General features: G+C 64.9%; 17 protein-coding genes. 9 read left to right on the top strand and 8 right to left on the bottom strand.

The window, feature by feature from the left end:
• Position 1 precedes the first annotated feature (1 nt).
• Positions 2 to 1,117: an alanine dehydrogenase gene (gene ald / locus AB7245_RS15625; RefSeq protein WP_085400655.1), complete on the bottom strand. Its 1,116-nt coding sequence runs from the start codon at positions 1,115 to 1,117 to the stop codon at positions 2 to 4.
• Between the two features lie 141 nt (positions 1,118 to 1,258).
• Here ald and AB7245_RS15620 point away from each other — a divergent pair, with 141 nt between their 5' ends.
• The 6 genes from AB7245_RS15620 (at position 1,259) to AB7245_RS15595 (ending at position 8,638) form a co-directional block, all read left to right on the top strand.
• Entirely contained in the window at positions 1,259 to 1,738 is a 480-nt protein-coding gene (locus AB7245_RS15620) for an Lrp/AsnC family transcriptional regulator (protein ID WP_028150288.1), read from the top strand.
• Positions 1,739 to 1,881: 143 nt separating this feature from the next.
• The gene (locus tag AB7245_RS15615; protein WP_085400654.1) at positions 1,882 to 2,373 is read left to right on the top strand and encodes a (2Fe-2S)-binding protein; all 492 of its coding nucleotides are present in this window, start codon (positions 1,882 to 1,884) and stop codon (positions 2,371 to 2,373) included.
• The gene (locus tag AB7245_RS15610; RefSeq protein WP_085400652.1) at positions 2,370 to 3,386 is read left to right on the top strand and encodes an FAD binding domain-containing protein; all 1,017 of its coding nucleotides are present in this window, start codon (positions 2,370 to 2,372) and stop codon (positions 3,384 to 3,386) included. Before AB7245_RS15615 ends, AB7245_RS15610 begins: the two co-directional genes overlap by 4 nt.
• Positions 3,387 to 3,393: 7 nt before the next feature.
• Entirely contained in the window at positions 3,394 to 5,598 is a 2,205-nt protein-coding gene (locus AB7245_RS15605; protein WP_439034426.1) for a xanthine dehydrogenase family protein molybdopterin-binding subunit, read from the top strand.
• 97 nt (positions 5,599 to 5,695) lie between these two features.
• Positions 5,696 to 8,053, top strand: a complete 2,358-nt coding sequence (locus AB7245_RS15600; RefSeq protein ID WP_085400649.1) for an Orn/Lys/Arg decarboxylase N-terminal domain-containing protein — start codon at positions 5,696 to 5,698, stop codon at positions 8,051 to 8,053.
• Between the two features lie 6 nt (positions 8,054 to 8,059).
• Positions 8,060 to 8,638: a GNAT family N-acetyltransferase gene (locus AB7245_RS15595; protein WP_085400679.1), complete on the top strand. Its 579-nt coding sequence runs from the start codon at positions 8,060 to 8,062 to the stop codon at positions 8,636 to 8,638.
• Between the two features lie 3 nt (positions 8,639 to 8,641).
• Here AB7245_RS15595 and AB7245_RS15590 read toward each other — a convergent pair whose 3' ends face one another.
• The 3 genes from AB7245_RS15590 to AB7245_RS15580 all read right to left on the bottom strand — a co-directional run bounded on the left by AB7245_RS15590 (position 8,642) and on the right by AB7245_RS15580 (position 10,610).
• The gene (locus AB7245_RS15590; RefSeq protein ID WP_028150282.1) at positions 8,642 to 8,854 is read right to left on the bottom strand and encodes a hypothetical protein; all 213 of its coding nucleotides are present in this window, start codon (positions 8,852 to 8,854) and stop codon (positions 8,642 to 8,644) included.
• Between the two features lie 140 nt (positions 8,855 to 8,994).
• Entirely contained in the window at positions 8,995 to 9,444 is a 450-nt protein-coding gene (locus AB7245_RS15585; protein ID WP_135215001.1) for a flagellar basal body rod protein FlgC, read from the bottom strand.
• 116 nt (positions 9,445 to 9,560) lie between these two features.
• Positions 9,561 to 10,610, bottom strand: a complete 1,050-nt coding sequence (locus tag AB7245_RS15580; RefSeq protein WP_063984507.1) for a hydroxyacid dehydrogenase — start codon at positions 10,608 to 10,610, stop codon at positions 9,561 to 9,563.
• A gap of 244 nt (positions 10,611 to 10,854) precedes the next feature.
• On the opposite strand from AB7245_RS15580, the gene AB7245_RS15575 reads away from it, so the two are divergent.
• From AB7245_RS15575 to AB7245_RS15565, 3 genes are all read left to right on the top strand, one after another.
• Positions 10,855 to 11,421: a thiamine pyrophosphate-binding protein gene (locus tag AB7245_RS15575; RefSeq protein WP_085400646.1), complete on the top strand. Its 567-nt coding sequence runs from the start codon at positions 10,855 to 10,857 to the stop codon at positions 11,419 to 11,421.
• 8 nt (positions 11,422 to 11,429) lie between these two features.
• Positions 11,430 to 12,026 (top strand): thiamine pyrophosphate-dependent enzyme, encoded by a 597-nt coding sequence (locus tag AB7245_RS15570; RefSeq protein ID WP_085400644.1) that lies wholly within the window; start codon positions 11,430 to 11,432, stop codon positions 12,024 to 12,026.
• Between the two features lie 77 nt (positions 12,027 to 12,103).
• Positions 12,104 to 12,466 carry a VanZ family protein gene (locus tag AB7245_RS15565; RefSeq protein WP_085400642.1) on the top strand — a complete coding sequence of 121 codons (363 nt, stop codon included), beginning with the start codon at positions 12,104 to 12,106 and terminating at the stop codon, positions 12,464 to 12,466.
• Positions 12,467 to 12,526: 60 nt separating this feature from the next.
• On the opposite strand, the gene AB7245_RS15560 is transcribed toward AB7245_RS15565, so the two are convergent.
• The 4 genes from AB7245_RS15560 to gcl all read right to left on the bottom strand — a co-directional run bounded on the left by AB7245_RS15560 (position 12,527) and on the right by gcl (position 16,512).
• A complete protein-coding gene (locus AB7245_RS15560; protein WP_014496647.1) occupies positions 12,527 to 12,910 on the bottom strand; it encodes a DUF1236 domain-containing protein in 384 nt (127 codons plus the stop codon).
• A 112-nt stretch (positions 12,911 to 13,022) separates the two neighbouring features.
• Positions 13,023 to 13,910 carry a 2-hydroxy-3-oxopropionate reductase gene (locus AB7245_RS15555; protein WP_085400641.1) on the bottom strand — a complete coding sequence of 296 codons (888 nt, stop codon included), beginning with the start codon at positions 13,908 to 13,910 and terminating at the stop codon, positions 13,023 to 13,025.
• 12 nt (positions 13,911 to 13,922) lie between these two features.
• Entirely contained in the window at positions 13,923 to 14,708 is a 786-nt protein-coding gene (gene hyi, locus AB7245_RS15550) for a hydroxypyruvate isomerase (RefSeq protein ID WP_085400639.1), read from the bottom strand.
• Between the two features lie 13 nt (positions 14,709 to 14,721).
• Positions 14,722 to 16,512, bottom strand: a complete 1,791-nt coding sequence (gene gcl, locus AB7245_RS15545) for a glyoxylate carboligase (protein WP_085400638.1) — start codon at positions 16,510 to 16,512, stop codon at positions 14,722 to 14,724.
• Positions 16,513 to 16,639: the final 127 nt, after the last annotated feature.

Genomic DNA, 16,639 nt, shown 5'->3' with positions numbered 1-16,639 from the left:
GTCAAGCGGCGAGGCCGCTCTCGACCGGAGCAAATTCCAGCCCGAGGCTCTCGGCAACCGCCTTGTTGGTTATGCGGCCACGATGCACGTTCAGTCCGTTGCGCAAATGCGGATTTTCCAGGACTGCAGCAAAGCCCTTGTTGGCGAGCATCAGGCCGAATGGCAGCGTTGCGTTGTTCAGCCCCTGGCTCGACGTCACCGGCACCGCGCCCGGCATGTTGGCGACGCAATAATGCACGATGCCGTCGACCTGATAGGTCGGATCGGCGTGCGTGGTCGGATGCGATGTCTCGAAGCAGCCGCCCTGGTCGATCGCGACGTCGACCAGCACGGCGCCCGGCCGCATCGACTTGAGCATCGCGCGCGTGACGAGCTTTGGAGCGCTGGCGCCCGGCACCAGCACCGCCCCGATCACGACGTCGGCGGCGAACACCTCGTCCTCGACCGCTTCGATGGTCGAGAAGCGGGTGCGCACGCGCCCGAGAAACACATCGTCCAGCTCGCGTAGACGGGGAATCGAGCGGTCGATCACAGTGACTTCCGCACCGAGGCCCGCCGCCATGCGCGCGGCCTGCGTTCCCACCACGCCGCCGCCGAGCACGACGACGCGCGCCGGCTGCACGCCGGGCACACCGCCGAGCAGCACCCCGCGGCCGCCGGCCGATCGCTTGAGCGCGGCGCCGGCGGCTTCGACGGCGAGGCGGCCGGCGACTTCGCTCATCGGCGCAAGCAGGGGGAGGTGACCGGCCGCGTCGGTGACGGTCTCATAGGCGACCGCAGTGCAACCGGAAGCGAGCAGACCCTTGGCCTGTTCGGGATCCGGCGCGAGATGGAGGTAGGTAAAGAGGATCTGGCTTTCGCGAAGCTGGGCCCATTCGCTTTTCTGTGGCTCCTTCACCTTCACGATCATGTCGGAGCTGGCGAAGATGTCGCGGGCGTTCTCCGCGATCGCGGCCCCTGCCCGCTGGTACACCTCGTCGGACGCGCCGATGCCGCTGCCGGCGCCGGTCTCGACCGTCACCTGGTGCCCGGCCGCGACATATTCGCGGACCGCGCCCGGGGTGAGCCCGACGCGATATTCCTGCACCTTGATCTCCTTGGGCACACCGACGCGCATTTTGGGCTCCTTCCAACGTCCTGATTCACCCCGCCATCGTAGCGATCGGGCCAGTTTGGTTTCGTGCAAATATCCGCTAGCTTCGACCTCCCCGCGCCGGTTTCCGGCGTGCAAACGCCCTTTCACGCTGGAAACGAAACCTTGGCCCTCGACCGGAAAGATCTCGCCATCCTCGCGGAACTCACCACCAATGCGCGGGCCAGCCACACCGAGCTCGCCACCAAGGTCGGGCTATCAAGCACGGCGCTGGCGCGGCGGCAGAAGGCGCTGGAGGACGACGGCTACATCCAGGCATACCAAGCCGCGCTTGATTTGGCGCAGTTCGGCCTCACCACGACCGTGCTGGTGCGCATTGCGCTGGAGAGCCAGAGCGACGAGGCGCTGAAGGCGTTCGAGGCCGAGGTGGTGAAATGTCCGTCCGTCGTGCGCTGCTTCCTGATGTCGGGCACCGACGACTACATCCTGATCGTGCTCGCCCGCGACATCCAGGATTTCGAGCGCATCCACCGTACCGAGTTGTCGCGCCTGCCGCGCGTGGCGCGGGTCCAATCGAGCTTCGCGCTGCGCGAGATCGTCAACCGCGCGGTGCCGACGGTGGTCTTCGGCGAAGCCAAGCGCTGACACTGTGTCGCGGGCGCCATAATTCCCGGCAGGGAACCAAGCGGCCGATTGTAAGTTGGAGGCCATTGGCAAGCGGAGGCAACGGTGCCTCCGCGTCAGCTCGGCTGACGTCTCGGCTCAGTCGCCGTCGCAGGGAGCAGGACATGAGCGATGTCACGCACGAGATTCCCGAACGCATTCCAGTTCATATCGTCGTCAATGGCGTCGGCCACACGCTCGATCTCGTGCCCTGGACCACGCTTCTGGATGCCCTGCGTGACCATCTTGCGCTGACCGGCACCAAGAAAGGCTGCGATCACGGCCAGTGCGGCGCCTGCACCGTGCTGATCGACGGACGGCGCGTCAATTCCTGCCTGACGCTCGCCGTCATGAAGGACGGCGCCGAGATCACGACGATCGAAGGGCTTGCCAAGGACGGAACGCTTCATCCCGTGCAACAGGCGTTCATCGACCACGACGCCTTTCAGTGCGGCTATTGCACGCCGGGACAGATTTGCTCGGCGGCGGGCCTTTTGGCCGAAGGCCGCGCCCGGGATGCCGACGAGATCAGAGAGCTGATGAGCGGAAATCTCTGCCGCTGCGGCGCCTATCCGAACATCGTCGCCGCGATCCAGCAGGCAATGGGCCGGCCATGAACAACTTCCAATATTCCCGCGCCACCGACGTCGCCGATGCGATCCGCCTGCTGGCCGCCGATCCCGACGCCAAGCTGATTGCCGGCGGGACCAATCTGATCGACCTGATGAAGGAAAATGTCGAGCGGCCCTCCCGGCTGATCGACATCTCCCGCCTGCCGCTCCGCGACATCGAGGAGACGTCCGACGGAGGGCTGCGCATCGGCGCCTTGGTACCGAATTCGGACCTCGCCTACCATCCGCTTGTCGAGCAGCGCTACCCCCTGCTCGCCGGCGCCATCCTCGCCGGCGCTTCCGCGCAATTGCGCAATATGGCCTCCGTTGGCGGCAACCTGATGCAGCGCACGCGCTGCGCCTACTTTTATGACACGGCGACGCCCTGCAACAAGCGAGAGCCCGGCAGCGGCTGCTCGGCAATCGACGGCCTCAACCGCAACCACGCAATCCTCGGCACGAGCGCGTCCTGCATCGCGACCAACCCGTCCGACATGAGCGTCGCACTTGCCGCGCTCGGTGCGCTCGTGCACGTCGCAGGTCCCTCCGGCCAGCGCACGATCGCATTGGCCGATTTCCATCGACTCCCGGAGGACAAACCTCATGTCGATACAAATCTCGGCATCGGCGAGATCATCGCGGCCGTCGAACTTCCCAAGCATGGCTTTGCCCGTAACTACAGCTATCTGAAAATCCGCGACCGGCTGTCCTATGCTTTTGCTTTGGTCTCGGTCGCGGCCGCGCTCGAACTGGATGGCAACGCGATCAGCGAAGCCCGCCTGGCGCTCGGCGGCGTGGCTCACAAGCCCTGGCGCAGCCTTGAGGCCGAAGCGGCGTTGCGCGGCCAGGCAGCGACGCCGGACCACTTCTCGCGCGCGGCCGATCTGCTGCTGCACGGGGCAACGGCGCGCGCACATAACCGCTTCAAGATCGAGCTCGCACGCCGCACCATCGTGCGTACGCTGATACAGGCCGCGATCGCCACGCCACAATCACAGGCTCACAAGAAAATCGCGTGAGGGACCGATGAACGCCTATGTCGGAACGCCAACGTCCCGCGTCGATGGCCGCGCCAAGGTCACCGGAGCCGCCAAATATGCCGGCGAATTCCCGGCAGACGGCCTCCTCCATGGCTTCGTCGTCGAGGCCACGATTCCGCGCGGACGTCTCGCTCGCCTCGACGCCAGCGACGCGCTGCAAGTGAAGGGCGTGGTCGACGTGCTTACGCATGCGCATCGTCCGCCCCTCGCCGACAATGACGATGCCTGGAAGGACGAGGTGGCGCCGGAGAAGGGCTCGCCTTTCCGCCCGCTCTATGACGACAGGATCTGGTTCAACGGCCAGCCGATCGCGCTCGTCGTGGCGGATGACTGGGAAACCGCCAAATTCGCCGCGACCCGCGTGCGCGTTGAATACGACCGGGAGGCATTTGCGACCGACCTCGAATCCGAACATGGCAAAGCCGGCAAAGTGGATCGGCCGCACAAGCCGCGCGGCAACGCCGCCGCAGCGCTGGCTGGGGCCGCTGTGCGGCACCAGGCGGATTACGTCCTGCCGACCGAGCACCACAACCCGATGGAGCTCTATGCGACCACGGTGGTCCGCGACGGCAGCGGCAGGCTTACCGTCTATGACAAGACGCAAGGTGTCCAGAACGTCCACAAATATCTATGCAGTGTGTTCAACAAGAAGCACGATGACCTCCGCGTGGTCTCGCCCTATGTCGGCGGTGCCTTCGGCTCCGGATTGCGGCCGCAATACCAGGTGGTGCTGGCGACGCTTGCCGCGCTCGAACTCAAGCGATCCGTTCGTGTCGTCCTGACACGGCAGCAGATGTACGGGCTCGGCTATCGGCCGATGACCATCGAGCGCGTCGCGCTCGGCGCAAGGCCCGACGGCACGCTCGATGCCGTCGCGCACGAAGCCACTGCTATGACCTCGCGCTACGAGGATTTTTCGCGCAATGACAGCGGCTGGGCGGAACAGCTGTACAAGAGCCCGAACAGCCTCTTCTCCCACAAGCTCGTCGATCTCGACGTCTCCACACCCTGCGACATGCGCGCGCCCGGCGCCGCCTCCGGCGTCTGCGCGCTCGAATGCGCCATGGACGAGCTGGCCGTCGCGCTCAAGCTCGACCCGATCGAGCTGCGATTGAAGTGCTATTCGGACCGCGACCAGAGTGAAGACCTGCCCTACACCAGCAAGCAGCTGCGCGAATGCTACGCCCGCGGCGCGGAAGCGTTCGGCTGGAGCCGGCGCAATCCTGCTCCGCGCTCCATGCGTGATGGCAAGGACCTGGTCGGTTGGGGCATGGCGACGGGGGTATGGGAGGCGCTTCAGATGCCGGTCGCCGTCCGCATCGTGTTGACGTCGAACGGCCATGCCGAGGTATCCTGCGCCGCGTCCGATATCGGCACCGGCACCTACACCATCGTGGCCCAGGTGGCCGCCGACGCCCTCGGGCTGCCGATCGAGAATATCGACGTGAGGCTTGCCGATTCGACCTTGCCGCAGGCCCCCGTCGAAGGCGGTTCCTGGATGGCGGCGTCGGCCGCGCACGCCGTGCTGGGCGCGGCCGAAGACATTCGCCAGGAGCTCGCACGGCTCGCCAAGGCGATGCCCGCCTCGCCCCTCGGCGGCGTCGATGCGCCCGATGTGATCCTGGTCGACGGCACGATCGCCAAGGCCGGCGACAAGGCCCGTGCCGTCTCGATCGCGGACGCGATGCGTCACGGCAAGCTCGAGCGGATCGAGAAGCAGAAGCTCAATCATTTCGCGGAGGACAAGTCGCACGCGCGCAACACCCATTCGGCGGTCTTCGCCGAGGTCAAGGTCGACGAAGACCTGGGCGTCATCCGCGTCACGCGCGTCGTGAGCGCGGTCGCAGCCGGACGGATCCTCAATACCAAGACCGGCCGCAGCCAGATCATGGGCGGCGTGGTCTGGGGCATCGGAATGGCGCTGCACGAGGAGACGGTGATGGATCACCGCTTCGGCAGGATCATGAACGCGAACATCGCCGAGTACCACATTCCCGTGAATGCCGACGTTCACGACATCGACGTCATCTTCGTCGACGAACCCGACGACCGGATCAACAAGCTGGGCGTCAAGGGCATTGGCGAAATCGGCATCGTCGGCGTACCTGCGGCGATCGCGAACGCAGTCTATCACGCCACCGGCAAGCGCATCCGGCGCTTCCCGATCACGCTGGACAAGTTGCTGGATTGATCGCCCGTCACACGATCCCCGCTGGATCGGGCGATTGTCATAGAACTGTCATCGAAAGTGCAGAGACCTGCCAGTCTCTGTAGATTCGGGACACACCATGGATTATTTCAAGCGCTTCAACTTCCTGTTCGCCGCACCTGTGTTCGACGCCGACGATCTGGAAGGCATCCGCTTCAACCAGATTATCGAGGAGATCCAGCGCTCCGGCTTCGAGGTCGTGAGGGCCCGCAGGTTGGAGGACGCGGAGATCGCGGTGCAGACCGACGCCGCGATCGGCTGCATGGTGGTGGACTGGGGCAAGAAGGGCCTCGAGGGGAAGACCTCGGCGCTGATCAACCTGATGCGGCGCCGCGGCCTCGACTTCCCGATCATCCTCCTGATCCGGCGCAAGCGCTTCGAGGATTTGCCGGTCGAGGTGCTCGACTTCATCGACGGCTATGTCTTCCTGTCCGAGGAGACGCCGACCTTCATCGCCAAGAATTTGATCAGCCGGCTCAAGCAATATGCCGAGACGCTGAAGACGCCGTTCTTCGGCGCACTGGTCGATTATGCCGAGGAAGGCAACCAGCTCTGGACCTGTCCGGGTCACAATGGCGGCGTGTTCTACAACCGCAGCCCGATCGGCCGGGTCTTCGTCGAGCATCTCGGCGAATCCGTGTTCCGCGACGACCTCGACAATTCCGTGCTCGACCTCGGCGACCTCCTCACCCACGAGGGTCCCGCGCTGAGGGCGCAGAAGGAAGCTGCCCAGATTTTCGGCGCGGAGAAGACCTATTTCGTGCTCAACGGCACCTCGACCTCGAACAAGGTCGCGCTCGGCGCCCTCGTCACCGACGGCGACCTCGTGCTGTTCGACCGCAACAACCACAAGGCCGCCCATCACGGCGCGCTGATGATCAATGGCGGCGTCCCGGTCTACGTCCCGACCATCCGCAATGCCTGGGGCCTGATCGGCCCGATGCGCTGGGACATGCTCGACGAAAAGGCCCTGCGCGAGGCGATCCGGAACCATCCGCTGGTGACGGACAAGGACGCCTGGCGCAAGGCGCGGCCGTTCCGCGTCGCCGTCGTCGAGCAGTGCACCTATGACGGCTCGATCCACAGCGCCGAGATGATCCTGAAGCGCATCGGCCATCTCTGCGAATACATCCTGTTCGACGAGGCCTGGGCCGGCTTCATGAAATTCCACCCGCTCTATGCCGGCCGCTTCGCCATGGGGCTGGCGAACCTTCCCCCCGAAGCACCCGGCATCATCGCGACGCAGTCTACCCACAAGCAGCTCGCGAGCTTCTCACAGGCCTCCCAGATCCACATCAAGGACCGCCATATCCGCGGCCAGAAGCGGCGCGTCGAACACCGCCGCTTCAACGAGAGCTTCATGCAGCACGCCTCGACCTCGCCGTTCTACCCGCTGTTCGCCTCCCTCGACGTCGGCGCGCAGATGATGAAGGGCCGCTCGGGCGAGGTGCTGTGGGACGACACGATCCGGCTCGGCATCGAGCTGCGCAAGAAGATCCGCGCCATGCGCCGGGAGTTCGAGGAGAAGGAGCAAAATCCGGATCGCCGCTGGTTCTTCGAGCCCTTCGTGCCCGATCGCGTCGCCATTCCCGACGTCAGCCGCCCCGGCGCCGCGCACAACGTCGCCTGGGAGACCCTCTCCACCGACGAGCTCGCCACCAATCCGGCGCTGTGGCAGCTCTCGCCAGATACCAACTGGCACGGCTTTCCCGATCTCGCGGAGGGCTTTGCCATGACCGACCCGAACAAGCTGACGCTGCTGACGCCCGGCTTCGATCGCACCACCGGCGCCTATGCCGAGCACGGCATTCCCGCGCCCGTGGTCGCGCAGTATCTGCGCGAAAACCGCATCGTCCCTGAGAAGAACGACCTCAACTCCCTGCTCTTCCTGCTCACTCCCGGCGTCGAGGCGAGCAAGGCCGGCACGCTGATCTCCGGGCTTGTCGCATTCAAAAGGCTGCATGACGACAACGCGTTGCTGGCCGACGTCATCCCTGAATTCTACCAGCGGCGGCAGGCGCGCTATGCCGGCGTGCGGCTGCGCGATCTCTGCGGCGACATGCACCGCTTCTTCCGCGCCGCCGATGTCAGCGCCCTCCAGGCCCGGCAGTTCATGCCCGAGCACATGCCCGAGATCGCGATGTCGCCGCGCGATGCCGCGCGCTATCTGTTCAAGAACGACGTCGACTATTTGCCGATCGAGGCGATCGCGGGCCGCATCGCCACCACGCCGTTCGTGGTCTACCCGCCCGGCATCGCCACCATCGTCCCCGGCGAGCGGCTGACGGAGCGGGCCAAGCCCATGGTGGATTATCTCAAAATGTTCGAAACCTGCTTCAACACGTTCCCGGGGTTCGATGTGGAAATCCAGGGCGTCTACAAGGAGATCGATGCACAGGGCCGCATCGGCCTCTATACTTACGTCGTTGCCGAGTAGGTGCCGATGAACGAAACAGCGATTGCGCGTACAGATGACGAACCGGTTCTGGTCCGCCCCTCACGGGAGAGCGATGTCGAGGCGATGCTGGCGATCTACCGCCATCACGTCCGCAATGGCGTGCCGCGCGACGTCGAGGGAACCGGCGCGCCCGAACCGGACGATCTGCGCGACCGCCGCAAGAACCTGAAGCAGACCCGCCTGCCGCATCTGGTCGCGACCTATCGCGGCGAGGTGGTCGGCTATGCCTATGCGGTGCTGTTCCGCAAGCGCCCGGCCTACCGCTACACGGCCAAGCACTCGATCTACGTCCACCACGAGCATCTCGGTCGCGGCGTCGGACGGCTGCTGCTCCAGGGAATGATCGATGCGTGCGCGGCGGCCGGCTTCCGCCAGATGATCGGCTATATCGATGCCGACAACGCGCCCTCGCTGGCGCTGCACGAAAAGTTCGGCTTCGCGCGCGCCGGCGTGCTCTGCGGCGTCGCCTATCGCCACGGCCGCTGGTCGGACACGGTCATGGTGCAGCGATCGCTCGGCGCGGGCATCACCGCGCCGCCGACGCTAACGGCACCGGGCCGTTAAACCTTACGAGGGAAAGTCAGCCGGCTTGACCTGGATCCGGTCGGCATGCAGCGACCAGTGATGCAACGCCTGGTCCTTGCAAAACCTCGCCTTCGCCCGCTCCCTGGCTTCGTCCTCGTCGGTGGCGTCGATTTCGAGCGTGCCCTGGCAAACCTCGATCTGCCGGCCGTACTGGCCGAGCACGTCCTTCATGAACCTGACGACATAAGTTGACATGGGACCTCCTGCCTGCGCCAGCGTGCCCCGGCGGCACTTTAATCCCATTTAGCCTGAACCGGGAAAGGAGATTTTGACGCGGATCAAGATCGGTGACGGTTCCCGCCGCCAACGCAGGCGTCGATACAATCCGTCAGCGATCACGTCTTGATATCGAGGAGGGTCTGTTCTGTCTCGGCGTAGGCTTGAATGACCTTCGCATTGGCAATGAAGCTGTACTTGGCGGCCGCCATTTGAACGAACTCGCTGGCGAGATCGACGTTCGGCGCGGCGACAAGGCCGTCCTCGTTTGCGAAGGCAGCGCCGGGGTCGGATTGTGCGGTATAGCTCGGCGAAACCGTCGACACGGTCGCGACCGTACCGCCTGGCGTCGAGCCGCTCGATTGGGAGACCTGATCGATGCGCAACGGCACATAGGCCGCTGGAAATGTCGGGCCAATGCTCGAGCTGCCCGCACCGGCCGATGTGCTCGATCCGCTTGAGGCGGGTAGCGGGCCGGTCGTGCGGACATTGGCGATGTTGCTCGCGGCCACGTTCACGCGCAAACTCGCCGCGGAAAGTCCGGATGTCGCAATCGAAAATATGCTCATGGACTTCAACTACAGGACAAGTGATACGCGTTCATTCACGCCATCAGTAAAATCCGCCGCTTTCTGTTTTCATCCGCGTAACCAACGATCGGAGCGCGATCAGGCTTCGCACGCCCCTACCCCGGCGTCACGCCGAACGCCTGCTTGAAGCGCTCGGCGTAGCGCGGCCAGACCTCGGGATTGATGATGCGCGGCGGGCGTTTGCCGTCGAGCGTGTCCAGCACCTGCTCGGCGGCGATGCGGCCCATGTTCTGGCGCGCCTCGATCGTCACGCCTGCGGTGTGCGGGCTCGCCAGCACGTTGTCGAACTGGAGCAGCGGATGCTCGGGCGGCGGCGGCTCCTTCGACCAGACGTCGAGGCCGGCACCGGCAATGCGCTTGTCGCGGAGCGCCTGGAGCAGCGCATCCTCGTCGTGGATGAAGCCGCGCGCCGTGGTGATGAAATAGGCGTGCGGCTGCATCAGCGCGAATTCGCGCGTGCTGATCATGTTGCGGCTTTTCTTGTCGAGCGGACAGGAGATCGAGACGAAATCGGCGCGGCGCAGCAGCTCGTCGAGCTCGACCTTCTCCCCGCCCCGCTCGGCCATCACCTCGGCCGACAAATACGGGTCATAGGCCAGCACCGTCATGCCGAGCAGGCCCTTGCACAGCGCGGCAATGCGGCGGCCGACATTGCCGAGGCCGATGATGCCCACGGTCTTGTGCTCGACCTCGTTGCCGACGAGCTCGTTGCGGTTGACGTTGGCCTCCCTGCGGAGCTTGCGGTCGGACTGGATGATGCGCTTGGACAGCGTCAGCATCATCGCCAGCGCATGCTCGGCGACGGAATGCGCGTTGCCACCGGACTGGTTGACGACCAGCACGCCCGCATCGGTGCAGGCCTCGACATCGACGGGATCGAAGCCCGCGCCATTGCTGGAGACCAGCAACAGGTTCGGCGTGCGCTTCAGGAAGGCGGCATCGACATGGAAATGCGGGGCAAGTTCGTCGCGGGCGGCTCCGATCTGGTAAACATGCGCCGCGTTCAGGATCGGGGCATAGAAATCTTCCGGGCTCTCGTTCTCGATGCGATCGAGCCGGACGTCGGACCGCGCCTTCAGGATGTCGATATAGATCGGATTGGCCAGGTATTTGACGTAGAAGACACGCTTGCTGTTGACGGACATCAGGACCCTTCCGGCTCTCTCAAGGAGACCCGCAAGGCCAGCGCACCCCGCGCTCCGTCCATGCGTTCCTCCCGTTTTTGCATTATCGCCGCTTATGACATGGCGGTGCCGGCCACGACAGGCCGTCTGGCGCAGATCACGGTGCTGGCCCGGACATGTTGACAATCCCGCTGCCTGCGTCAAGTTCGGCAGACCGCCGCGACGACCAGAACCAAGAAGCATGCGCGGCTCAAGGGAGAACGCAATGGCGCTTGCGGAACAGCAGACCTCGCCCCAGGCGGCACAAGGCGCCGGCGACAGGAGCTGGCACGGCATCGTCCTGCAGACCCTGAAGCGGAACGAGATCAGCCTGATCCCTTACGTGCCCGACCGCGTGCTGACGCCGCTGATCAAGAACCTGCACGCCGACCCCTTCTTCACCACCTTTGCCACCGCCCGCGAGGAGGAGGCCGTCGGCATCGTCTCCGGCGCCTGGATGGGCGGACGTCGCGGCGCGGTGCTGATGCAGACCTCCGGCTTCGCCACGCTCGCCAACGTGCTGGCCTCGCTCGCGGTGCCCTACCAGATCCCGCTGATCATGTTCGTCTCCGAGCGCGGCACGCTTGGCGAGTTCAATTACGGGCAATCGCTGGTCTGCCGGACCATGCGCCCGGTGCTGGATTCGCTCGCGCTGGAGCACCACACCATCACCCGGCTCGACGAACTCGAATTCATCGCCGACCGCTCGATCAAGCAGGCCGTCACCACGCAAGCGCCGGTGGCGTTAATCCTCAACCCGCTGCTCACCGGCGGCAAGACGTTCGACAAGTGAGGTCGGCGATGAACACGCGCAATACCAAGGTCATGAACCGCTTCGACGTTACCTCGCGCCTGATCGGAAAGCTCAAGCACGAGGAAGCCGTGGTCGGCGGCATCGGCAACACCAATTTCGATCTCTGGGCCGCCGGCCATCGCCCGCAGAACTTCTACATGCTCGGCAGCATGGGGCTGGCTTTCCCGATCGCATTGGGCGTCGCGCTGGCCCAGCCCGATCGCCGCGTCTTCGCGCTCGAAGGCGACGGCTCGCTGCTGATGCAGCTCGGCGCGCTCTCGACGATTGCGGCGTTGAAGCCGAAGAACCTCATCATGATCGTGATGGACAACGGCATCTACCAGATCACCGGTGCGCAGCCGACGCCGGCCGCTGGCGTCGCCGACATCGTCGCCATAGCCACAGGCTCGGGACTTGCCAACAGCGCCTGGGCCGCGGACGAGGAGGATTTCGAGCGGCTGGTCGACGAGGCCATGTCCGCCTCCGAGCCGAGCCTGATCGCGGTCCGCATCGACGACAAGCCGGGCGTGGGTACCACCCGCAGGGATCCCGTCCAGATCCGGGAACGCTTCATGCACGGCCTCGGCGTACGCGAGCCACTTTAACGTTTCGTCATTAACTACACGGCGATCTGATCCCTGCCCCGCAACAGGCCGTTGCAAATCCGTGCTATCGGCACCGGATGCCCATTTTTATTCGCTTTTTTGCCTGGCTGCTCGCGGCCGCCGTCACTTTCGCAACCCTCGGCCCGCCCGGCCTGCGGCCCCATTCCGACCTCGGCCAGGACGGTGAGCACGCCCTCGCCTTCATCCTGGTGGGACTGGCCTTCGGCCTCGCCTACCGGAATCGCCGCTGGGCCATCGCCGCCATCGCGGTGGTCCTGATCGGCGTGCTCGAGCTGATGCAGTTCTGGGCACCGGGACGGCATGCACGGCTGGACGATTTTCTGGTCGATGCCGGCACCGCCTGTATCGGCTTTGCGCTCGCCGCCGTCGCCGATTGGATCATGGCACGCCTCCGCGCCAATTCGGCCCTGACGAACTAGGGCCCCGCGGAGTGACGCTCCGCGGGGCCCGGCTCTTCAAAGCCTTCACGCTCTGACCGATCAGTCGATGATCTTGACGACGCGGCGCGTGCGCGGTTCGACGATGACGCGGCGATCGTTCACGACCGCGTAGCGATACTCGGTATAGTTCGGCACGGGGCGCAGCACCACGGTCGGGGGCAGCGGCTCGCCGACGACGACGCGCTCGTGGATCACGACGGAATCGTCGCGCGGGATTCCGCCGAGCACGGCATTCGGAATTTCGAGGCCCGCGCCGACGGCCGCACCGACGGTGCCGCCGACCATCGCGCCGATCGGTCCGCCGATGTCGCCACCCGCACGTGCGCCGTCCCTGGCGCCCTGTTCGGTCGTCGACTGGGCAAAGGCTGCACTCGACGCCAGCAGCGACACGGCAGCCAGCGAAATCGCAAGACGGGTCTTCATGTCCACACTCTCCAGTGATTGTTCTGCGCCTTCAACCGCGGGGGCGGACCATTGTTCCGGTTCCCGCACGACGAAAGACAGACCAGATCTGGAGAGTGTTACCGCGTAACACTTACGCTGCGGCGATCTCGTGTCCCGCCATCAGTTCCAGTGCCCGCACCATCGCGGAATGATCCCAGGCCTTGCCGCCATGCGCGGCGCAGGACGAGAACAATTGCTGCGCCAATGCCGTGCTCGGCAACGACAGGCCGAGCGCGCGCGCACCTTCGAGCGCGAGGTTGAGGTCCTTCTGGTGCAGCTCGATGCGGAAGCCCGGCTCGAAATTGCGCTTCACCATGCGCTCGCCATGCACTTCGAGAATCCGCGACGATGCAAAACCGCCCATCAGCGCCTTGCGCACGAGAGCGGGATTGGCCCCCGCCTTGGATGCGAACAGCAGCGCTTCGCTCACCGCCTCGATCGTCAGTGCGACGATGATCTGGTTGGCCACCTTCGTCGTCTGACCATCGCCATTGGCGCCGACATGCGTGACGTTCTTGCCCATCTTGTCGAAGATCGGCTTCATGGTGCCAAAGGCCCGCTCCGGCCCGCCGACCATGATGGTGAGGGTCGCGGCCTTGGCCCCGACCTCGCCGCCCGACACCGGCGCGTCGAGATAGTCCGCGCCTAGCGCCTCGATCTTCTTCGCGAATTCTTTGGTCGCCAGCGGCGAGATCGAGCTCATGTCGACGACGATCTTGCCCTTGGAGATCCCGTTAGCAACGCCGTCCTTACCGAACAGCACCGCCTCCACATGCGGGGTATCAGGCACCATGATGATGACGGCATCCGCCTCCTCCGCGACCTCCTTGGCTGACTTGCAGGCGATGCCACCCGCGGAAATCAGCTCAGGCGCGACCGGCGCGACGTCATGTAGGAGCACGCGATGGCCTGCGGCCAGAAGGTGGCCGGCCATCGGCCGTCCCATGGTGCCAAGTCCGATGAAGCCGATATCGATCATGTCTACGTTTCCTCAGGTCTCAAATGTCTGCGCGGCGTGCCAGGACAGGCCTTCCAGCGTCGTGGTGCGCGGCTTGTATTCGCAGCCGATCCAGCCGCGATAGCCGATCGCGTCGAGGTGGCGGAACAGGAAGGGGTAGTTGATCTCACCGGTGCCGGGCTCATGGCGACCGGGATTGTCGGCGAGCTGGATATGGGCGATCTGCGGGAGATATTCCTGCATGGTCCGGGCGAGATCGCCCTCCATGATCTGCATGTGGTAGATGTCGTACTGGATGAACAGATTGTTCGACCGCACCTCGGAGATCAGCTGAACCGCCTGCTCGGTGCCGTTGAGGTAGAAGCCGGGAATGTCGAGCGTGTTGATCGGCTCGACCAGGAGCTTGATGTTCTCGCGCGCCAGCGTCGAGGCGGCAAAGCGAAGATTGCCGACCAGCGTTTCGTTGAGCTCGCGCGGGTCGGCATCGGCAGGCGCGATGCCGACGAGGCAATTGAGCTGCTCGCAATCGAGCGCCTTGGCATAGTCGATGGCACGGAACACGCCGTCGCGAAATTCACTGACGCGATCGGGCAGGATCGCGATGCCGCGCTCGCCCGCCGCCCAGTTGCCCGCTGGAAGATTGTGCAGCACCTGCGTCAGCCCGTGAGCTTCGAGCTGCTCGCGCAGCAACGCCTTGTCGAAATCATACGGGAAGAGATACTCGACCCCGGAGAAGCCCGCCGCTTTCGCCGCGGCGAAACGGTCGATGAACGGCATCTCGTTGAAGAGCATGGTGAGGTTGGCGGCAAATTTCGGCATGATGCTGTTCCCCCTATTCCGCCGGCTGAAGCACGCCGGGCCGCGCGGTCGAGACCTCGTCGAGCGGCAGATCCAGCACCTCCTCGAACTCGACGATGTTGTCGATCTCCGTGCCCATCGCGATGTTGGTGACGCGTTCGAGAATGAACTCGACCACGACGGGCACGCGGTGCTTCGCCATCAATTCACGCGCGGTCGCAAACGCCGCCTGCGTATCCTTGGGATCGGTGACGCGGATCGCCTTGCAGCCCAGGCCTTCGGCGACCGCGACATGGTCGACGCCGTAGCCACCGAGCTCCGGTGCGTTGACGTTCTCGAAGGAGAGCTGGACGTGGTAATCCATGTCGAAGCCGCGCTGGGCCTGGCGGATCAGGCCGAGATAGGAATTGTTCACGACGACGTGGATGTAGGGCAGATTGAACTGCGCGCCGACCGCGAGCTCCTCGATCAGGAACTGGAAGTCGTAATCGCCGGACAGCGCGACGATCTCGCGATCCGGGCATGCCGCACGCACTCCGAGCGCGGCAGGCAGCGTCCAGCCGAGCGGGCCGGCTTGCCCGGCATTGATCCAGTTGCGCGGCTTGTAGACGCCCAGGAACTGCGCGCCGGCGATCTGCGACAAGCCGATCACGGTGACATAGGTGGTGTCGCGGCCGAAGGCCTTGTTCATCTCCTCATAGACGCGCTGCGGCTTGATCGGGACGTTGTCGAAATGGCTCTTGCGCAGCATCGTCTTCTTGCGATCGCGGCAGGCCGCGGCCCACGCCTGGCGCTCGCGGAGCCTGCCTGACCGGCGCCACTCCCTGGCGACGGTGACGAAGAGCTCGAGCGCGGCCTTGGCGTCCGAGACGATGCCGAGATCCGGATTGAACACGCGCCCGATCTGGGTCGGCTCGATGTCGACATGCACGAAGGTGCGACCCTTGGTGTAGGTCTCGACCGAGCCGGTGTGACGGTTGGCCCAGCGGTTGCCGATGCCGAGCACGAAGTCGGATTCCAGCATGGTCACATTGCCATAGCGGTGGCTGGTCTGCAGGCCGACCATGCCGGCCATCAGCACGTGGTCGTCGGGGATCGCACCCCACGCCATCAGCGTCGGCACGACCGGCACGTTGGCGATCTCGGCGAATTCCACCAGCAGGTCCGAGGCGTCGGCGTTGATGATACCGCCACCGGCGACGATCAGCGGCCGCTCGGCGGCGTTGAGCATCTCCAGCGCCTTCTCGACCTGCTTGCGCGTCGCGGTGGGCTTGTAGACTGACAGCGGCTCATAGGTCTCGTCGTCGAACTCGATCTCGGCGAGCTGCACGTCGAGCGGCATGTCGATCAGCACCGGACCCGGCCGGCCCGAGCGCATGATGTGAAAGGCCTGGCTGAACACACGCGGCACCAGCGCCGGCTCGCGCACGGTCACAGCCCATTTGGTGACGGGCTTTGCGATCGACTCGATGTCGACGGCCTGAAAATCTTCCTTGTAGAGCCGTGCGCGCGGCGCCTGCCCGGTGATGCAGAGGATCGGAATGGAATCGGCGATCGCCGAATAGAGCCCGGTGATCATGTCGGTGCCGGCCGGCCCCGACGTGCCGATGCAGACGCCGATATTGCCGGCCTTCGCCCGCGTATAGCCCTCGGCCATATGCGAGGCGCCCTCGACATGGCGCGCGAGAATGTGGCGGATCGACCCGCGCTTCTTCAGCGCCGAGTACAGCGGATTGATCGCGGCCCCGGGAACGCCGAAGGCAGTCGAGATGCCTTCCTTCTCCAGAATTCGCACGGCAGCATCGACGGCTCGCATCTTCGCCATATCGGACCTCGCTTGAGTTGCGTCAGCGAGCGCGATCATCGGGCGTGCAAGATGCGATCTCAACGAGATCGATTTTATTTTCCACGATGCGGCAGCCGTGGAAAAACCGCGGCGGTCTCAAGCGGTT

This window comes from Bradyrhizobium sp. 604_D8_N2_3 (assembly GCF_051810765.1).
Classification (GTDB): Bacteria; Pseudomonadota; Alphaproteobacteria; order Rhizobiales; family Xanthobacteraceae; genus Bradyrhizobium; species Bradyrhizobium barranii.
The sequence above is the reverse complement of the archived record's forward strand: the minus strand, read 5'-3'. Positions and strand labels throughout refer to the sequence as shown.

What these genes read in the sequence shown, in the direction of transcription:
- ald (WP_085400655.1), bottom strand. Translation starts at nt 1,117, where the DNA reads ATGCGCGTCGGTGTGCCCAAGGAGATCAAGGTGCAGGAATATCGCGTC.
- AB7245_RS15615 (WP_085400654.1), top strand. Translation starts at nt 1,882, where the DNA reads ATGAGCGATGTCACGCACGAGATTCCCGAACGCATTCCAGTTCATATC.
- AB7245_RS15610 (WP_085400652.1), top strand. Translation starts at nt 2,370, where the DNA reads ATGAACAACTTCCAATATTCCCGCGCCACCGACGTCGCCGATGCGATC.
- AB7245_RS15605 (WP_439034426.1), top strand. Translation starts at nt 3,394, where the DNA reads ATGAACGCCTATGTCGGAACGCCAACGTCCCGCGTCGATGGCCGCGCC.
- AB7245_RS15600 (WP_085400649.1), top strand. Translation starts at nt 5,696, where the DNA reads ATGGATTATTTCAAGCGCTTCAACTTCCTGTTCGCCGCACCTGTGTTC.
- AB7245_RS15595 (WP_085400679.1), top strand. Translation starts at nt 8,060, where the DNA reads ATGAACGAAACAGCGATTGCGCGTACAGATGACGAACCGGTTCTGGTC.
- AB7245_RS15590 (WP_028150282.1), bottom strand. Translation starts at nt 8,854, where the DNA reads ATGTCAACTTATGTCGTCAGGTTCATGAAGGACGTGCTCGGCCAGTAC.
- AB7245_RS15585 (WP_135215001.1), bottom strand. Translation starts at nt 9,444, where the DNA reads ATGAGCATATTTTCGATTGCGACATCCGGACTTTCCGCGGCGAGTTTG.
- AB7245_RS15580 (WP_063984507.1), bottom strand. Translation starts at nt 10,610, where the DNA reads ATGTCCGTCAACAGCAAGCGTGTCTTCTACGTCAAATACCTGGCCAAT.
- AB7245_RS15575 (WP_085400646.1), top strand. Translation starts at nt 10,855, where the DNA reads ATGGCGCTTGCGGAACAGCAGACCTCGCCCCAGGCGGCACAAGGCGCC.
- AB7245_RS15570 (WP_085400644.1), top strand. Translation starts at nt 11,430, where the DNA reads ATGAACACGCGCAATACCAAGGTCATGAACCGCTTCGACGTTACCTCG.
- AB7245_RS15565 (WP_085400642.1), top strand. Translation starts at nt 12,104, where the DNA reads ATGCCCATTTTTATTCGCTTTTTTGCCTGGCTGCTCGCGGCCGCCGTC.
- AB7245_RS15560 (WP_014496647.1), bottom strand. Translation starts at nt 12,910, where the DNA reads ATGAAGACCCGTCTTGCGATTTCGCTGGCTGCCGTGTCGCTGCTGGCG.
- AB7245_RS15555 (WP_085400641.1), bottom strand. Translation starts at nt 13,910, where the DNA reads ATGATCGATATCGGCTTCATCGGACTTGGCACCATGGGACGGCCGATG.
- hyi (WP_085400639.1), bottom strand. Translation starts at nt 14,708, where the DNA reads ATGCCGAAATTTGCCGCCAACCTCACCATGCTCTTCAACGAGATGCCG.
- gcl (WP_085400638.1), bottom strand. Translation starts at nt 16,512, where the DNA reads ATGGCGAAGATGCGAGCCGTCGATGCTGCCGTGCGAATTCTGGAGAAG.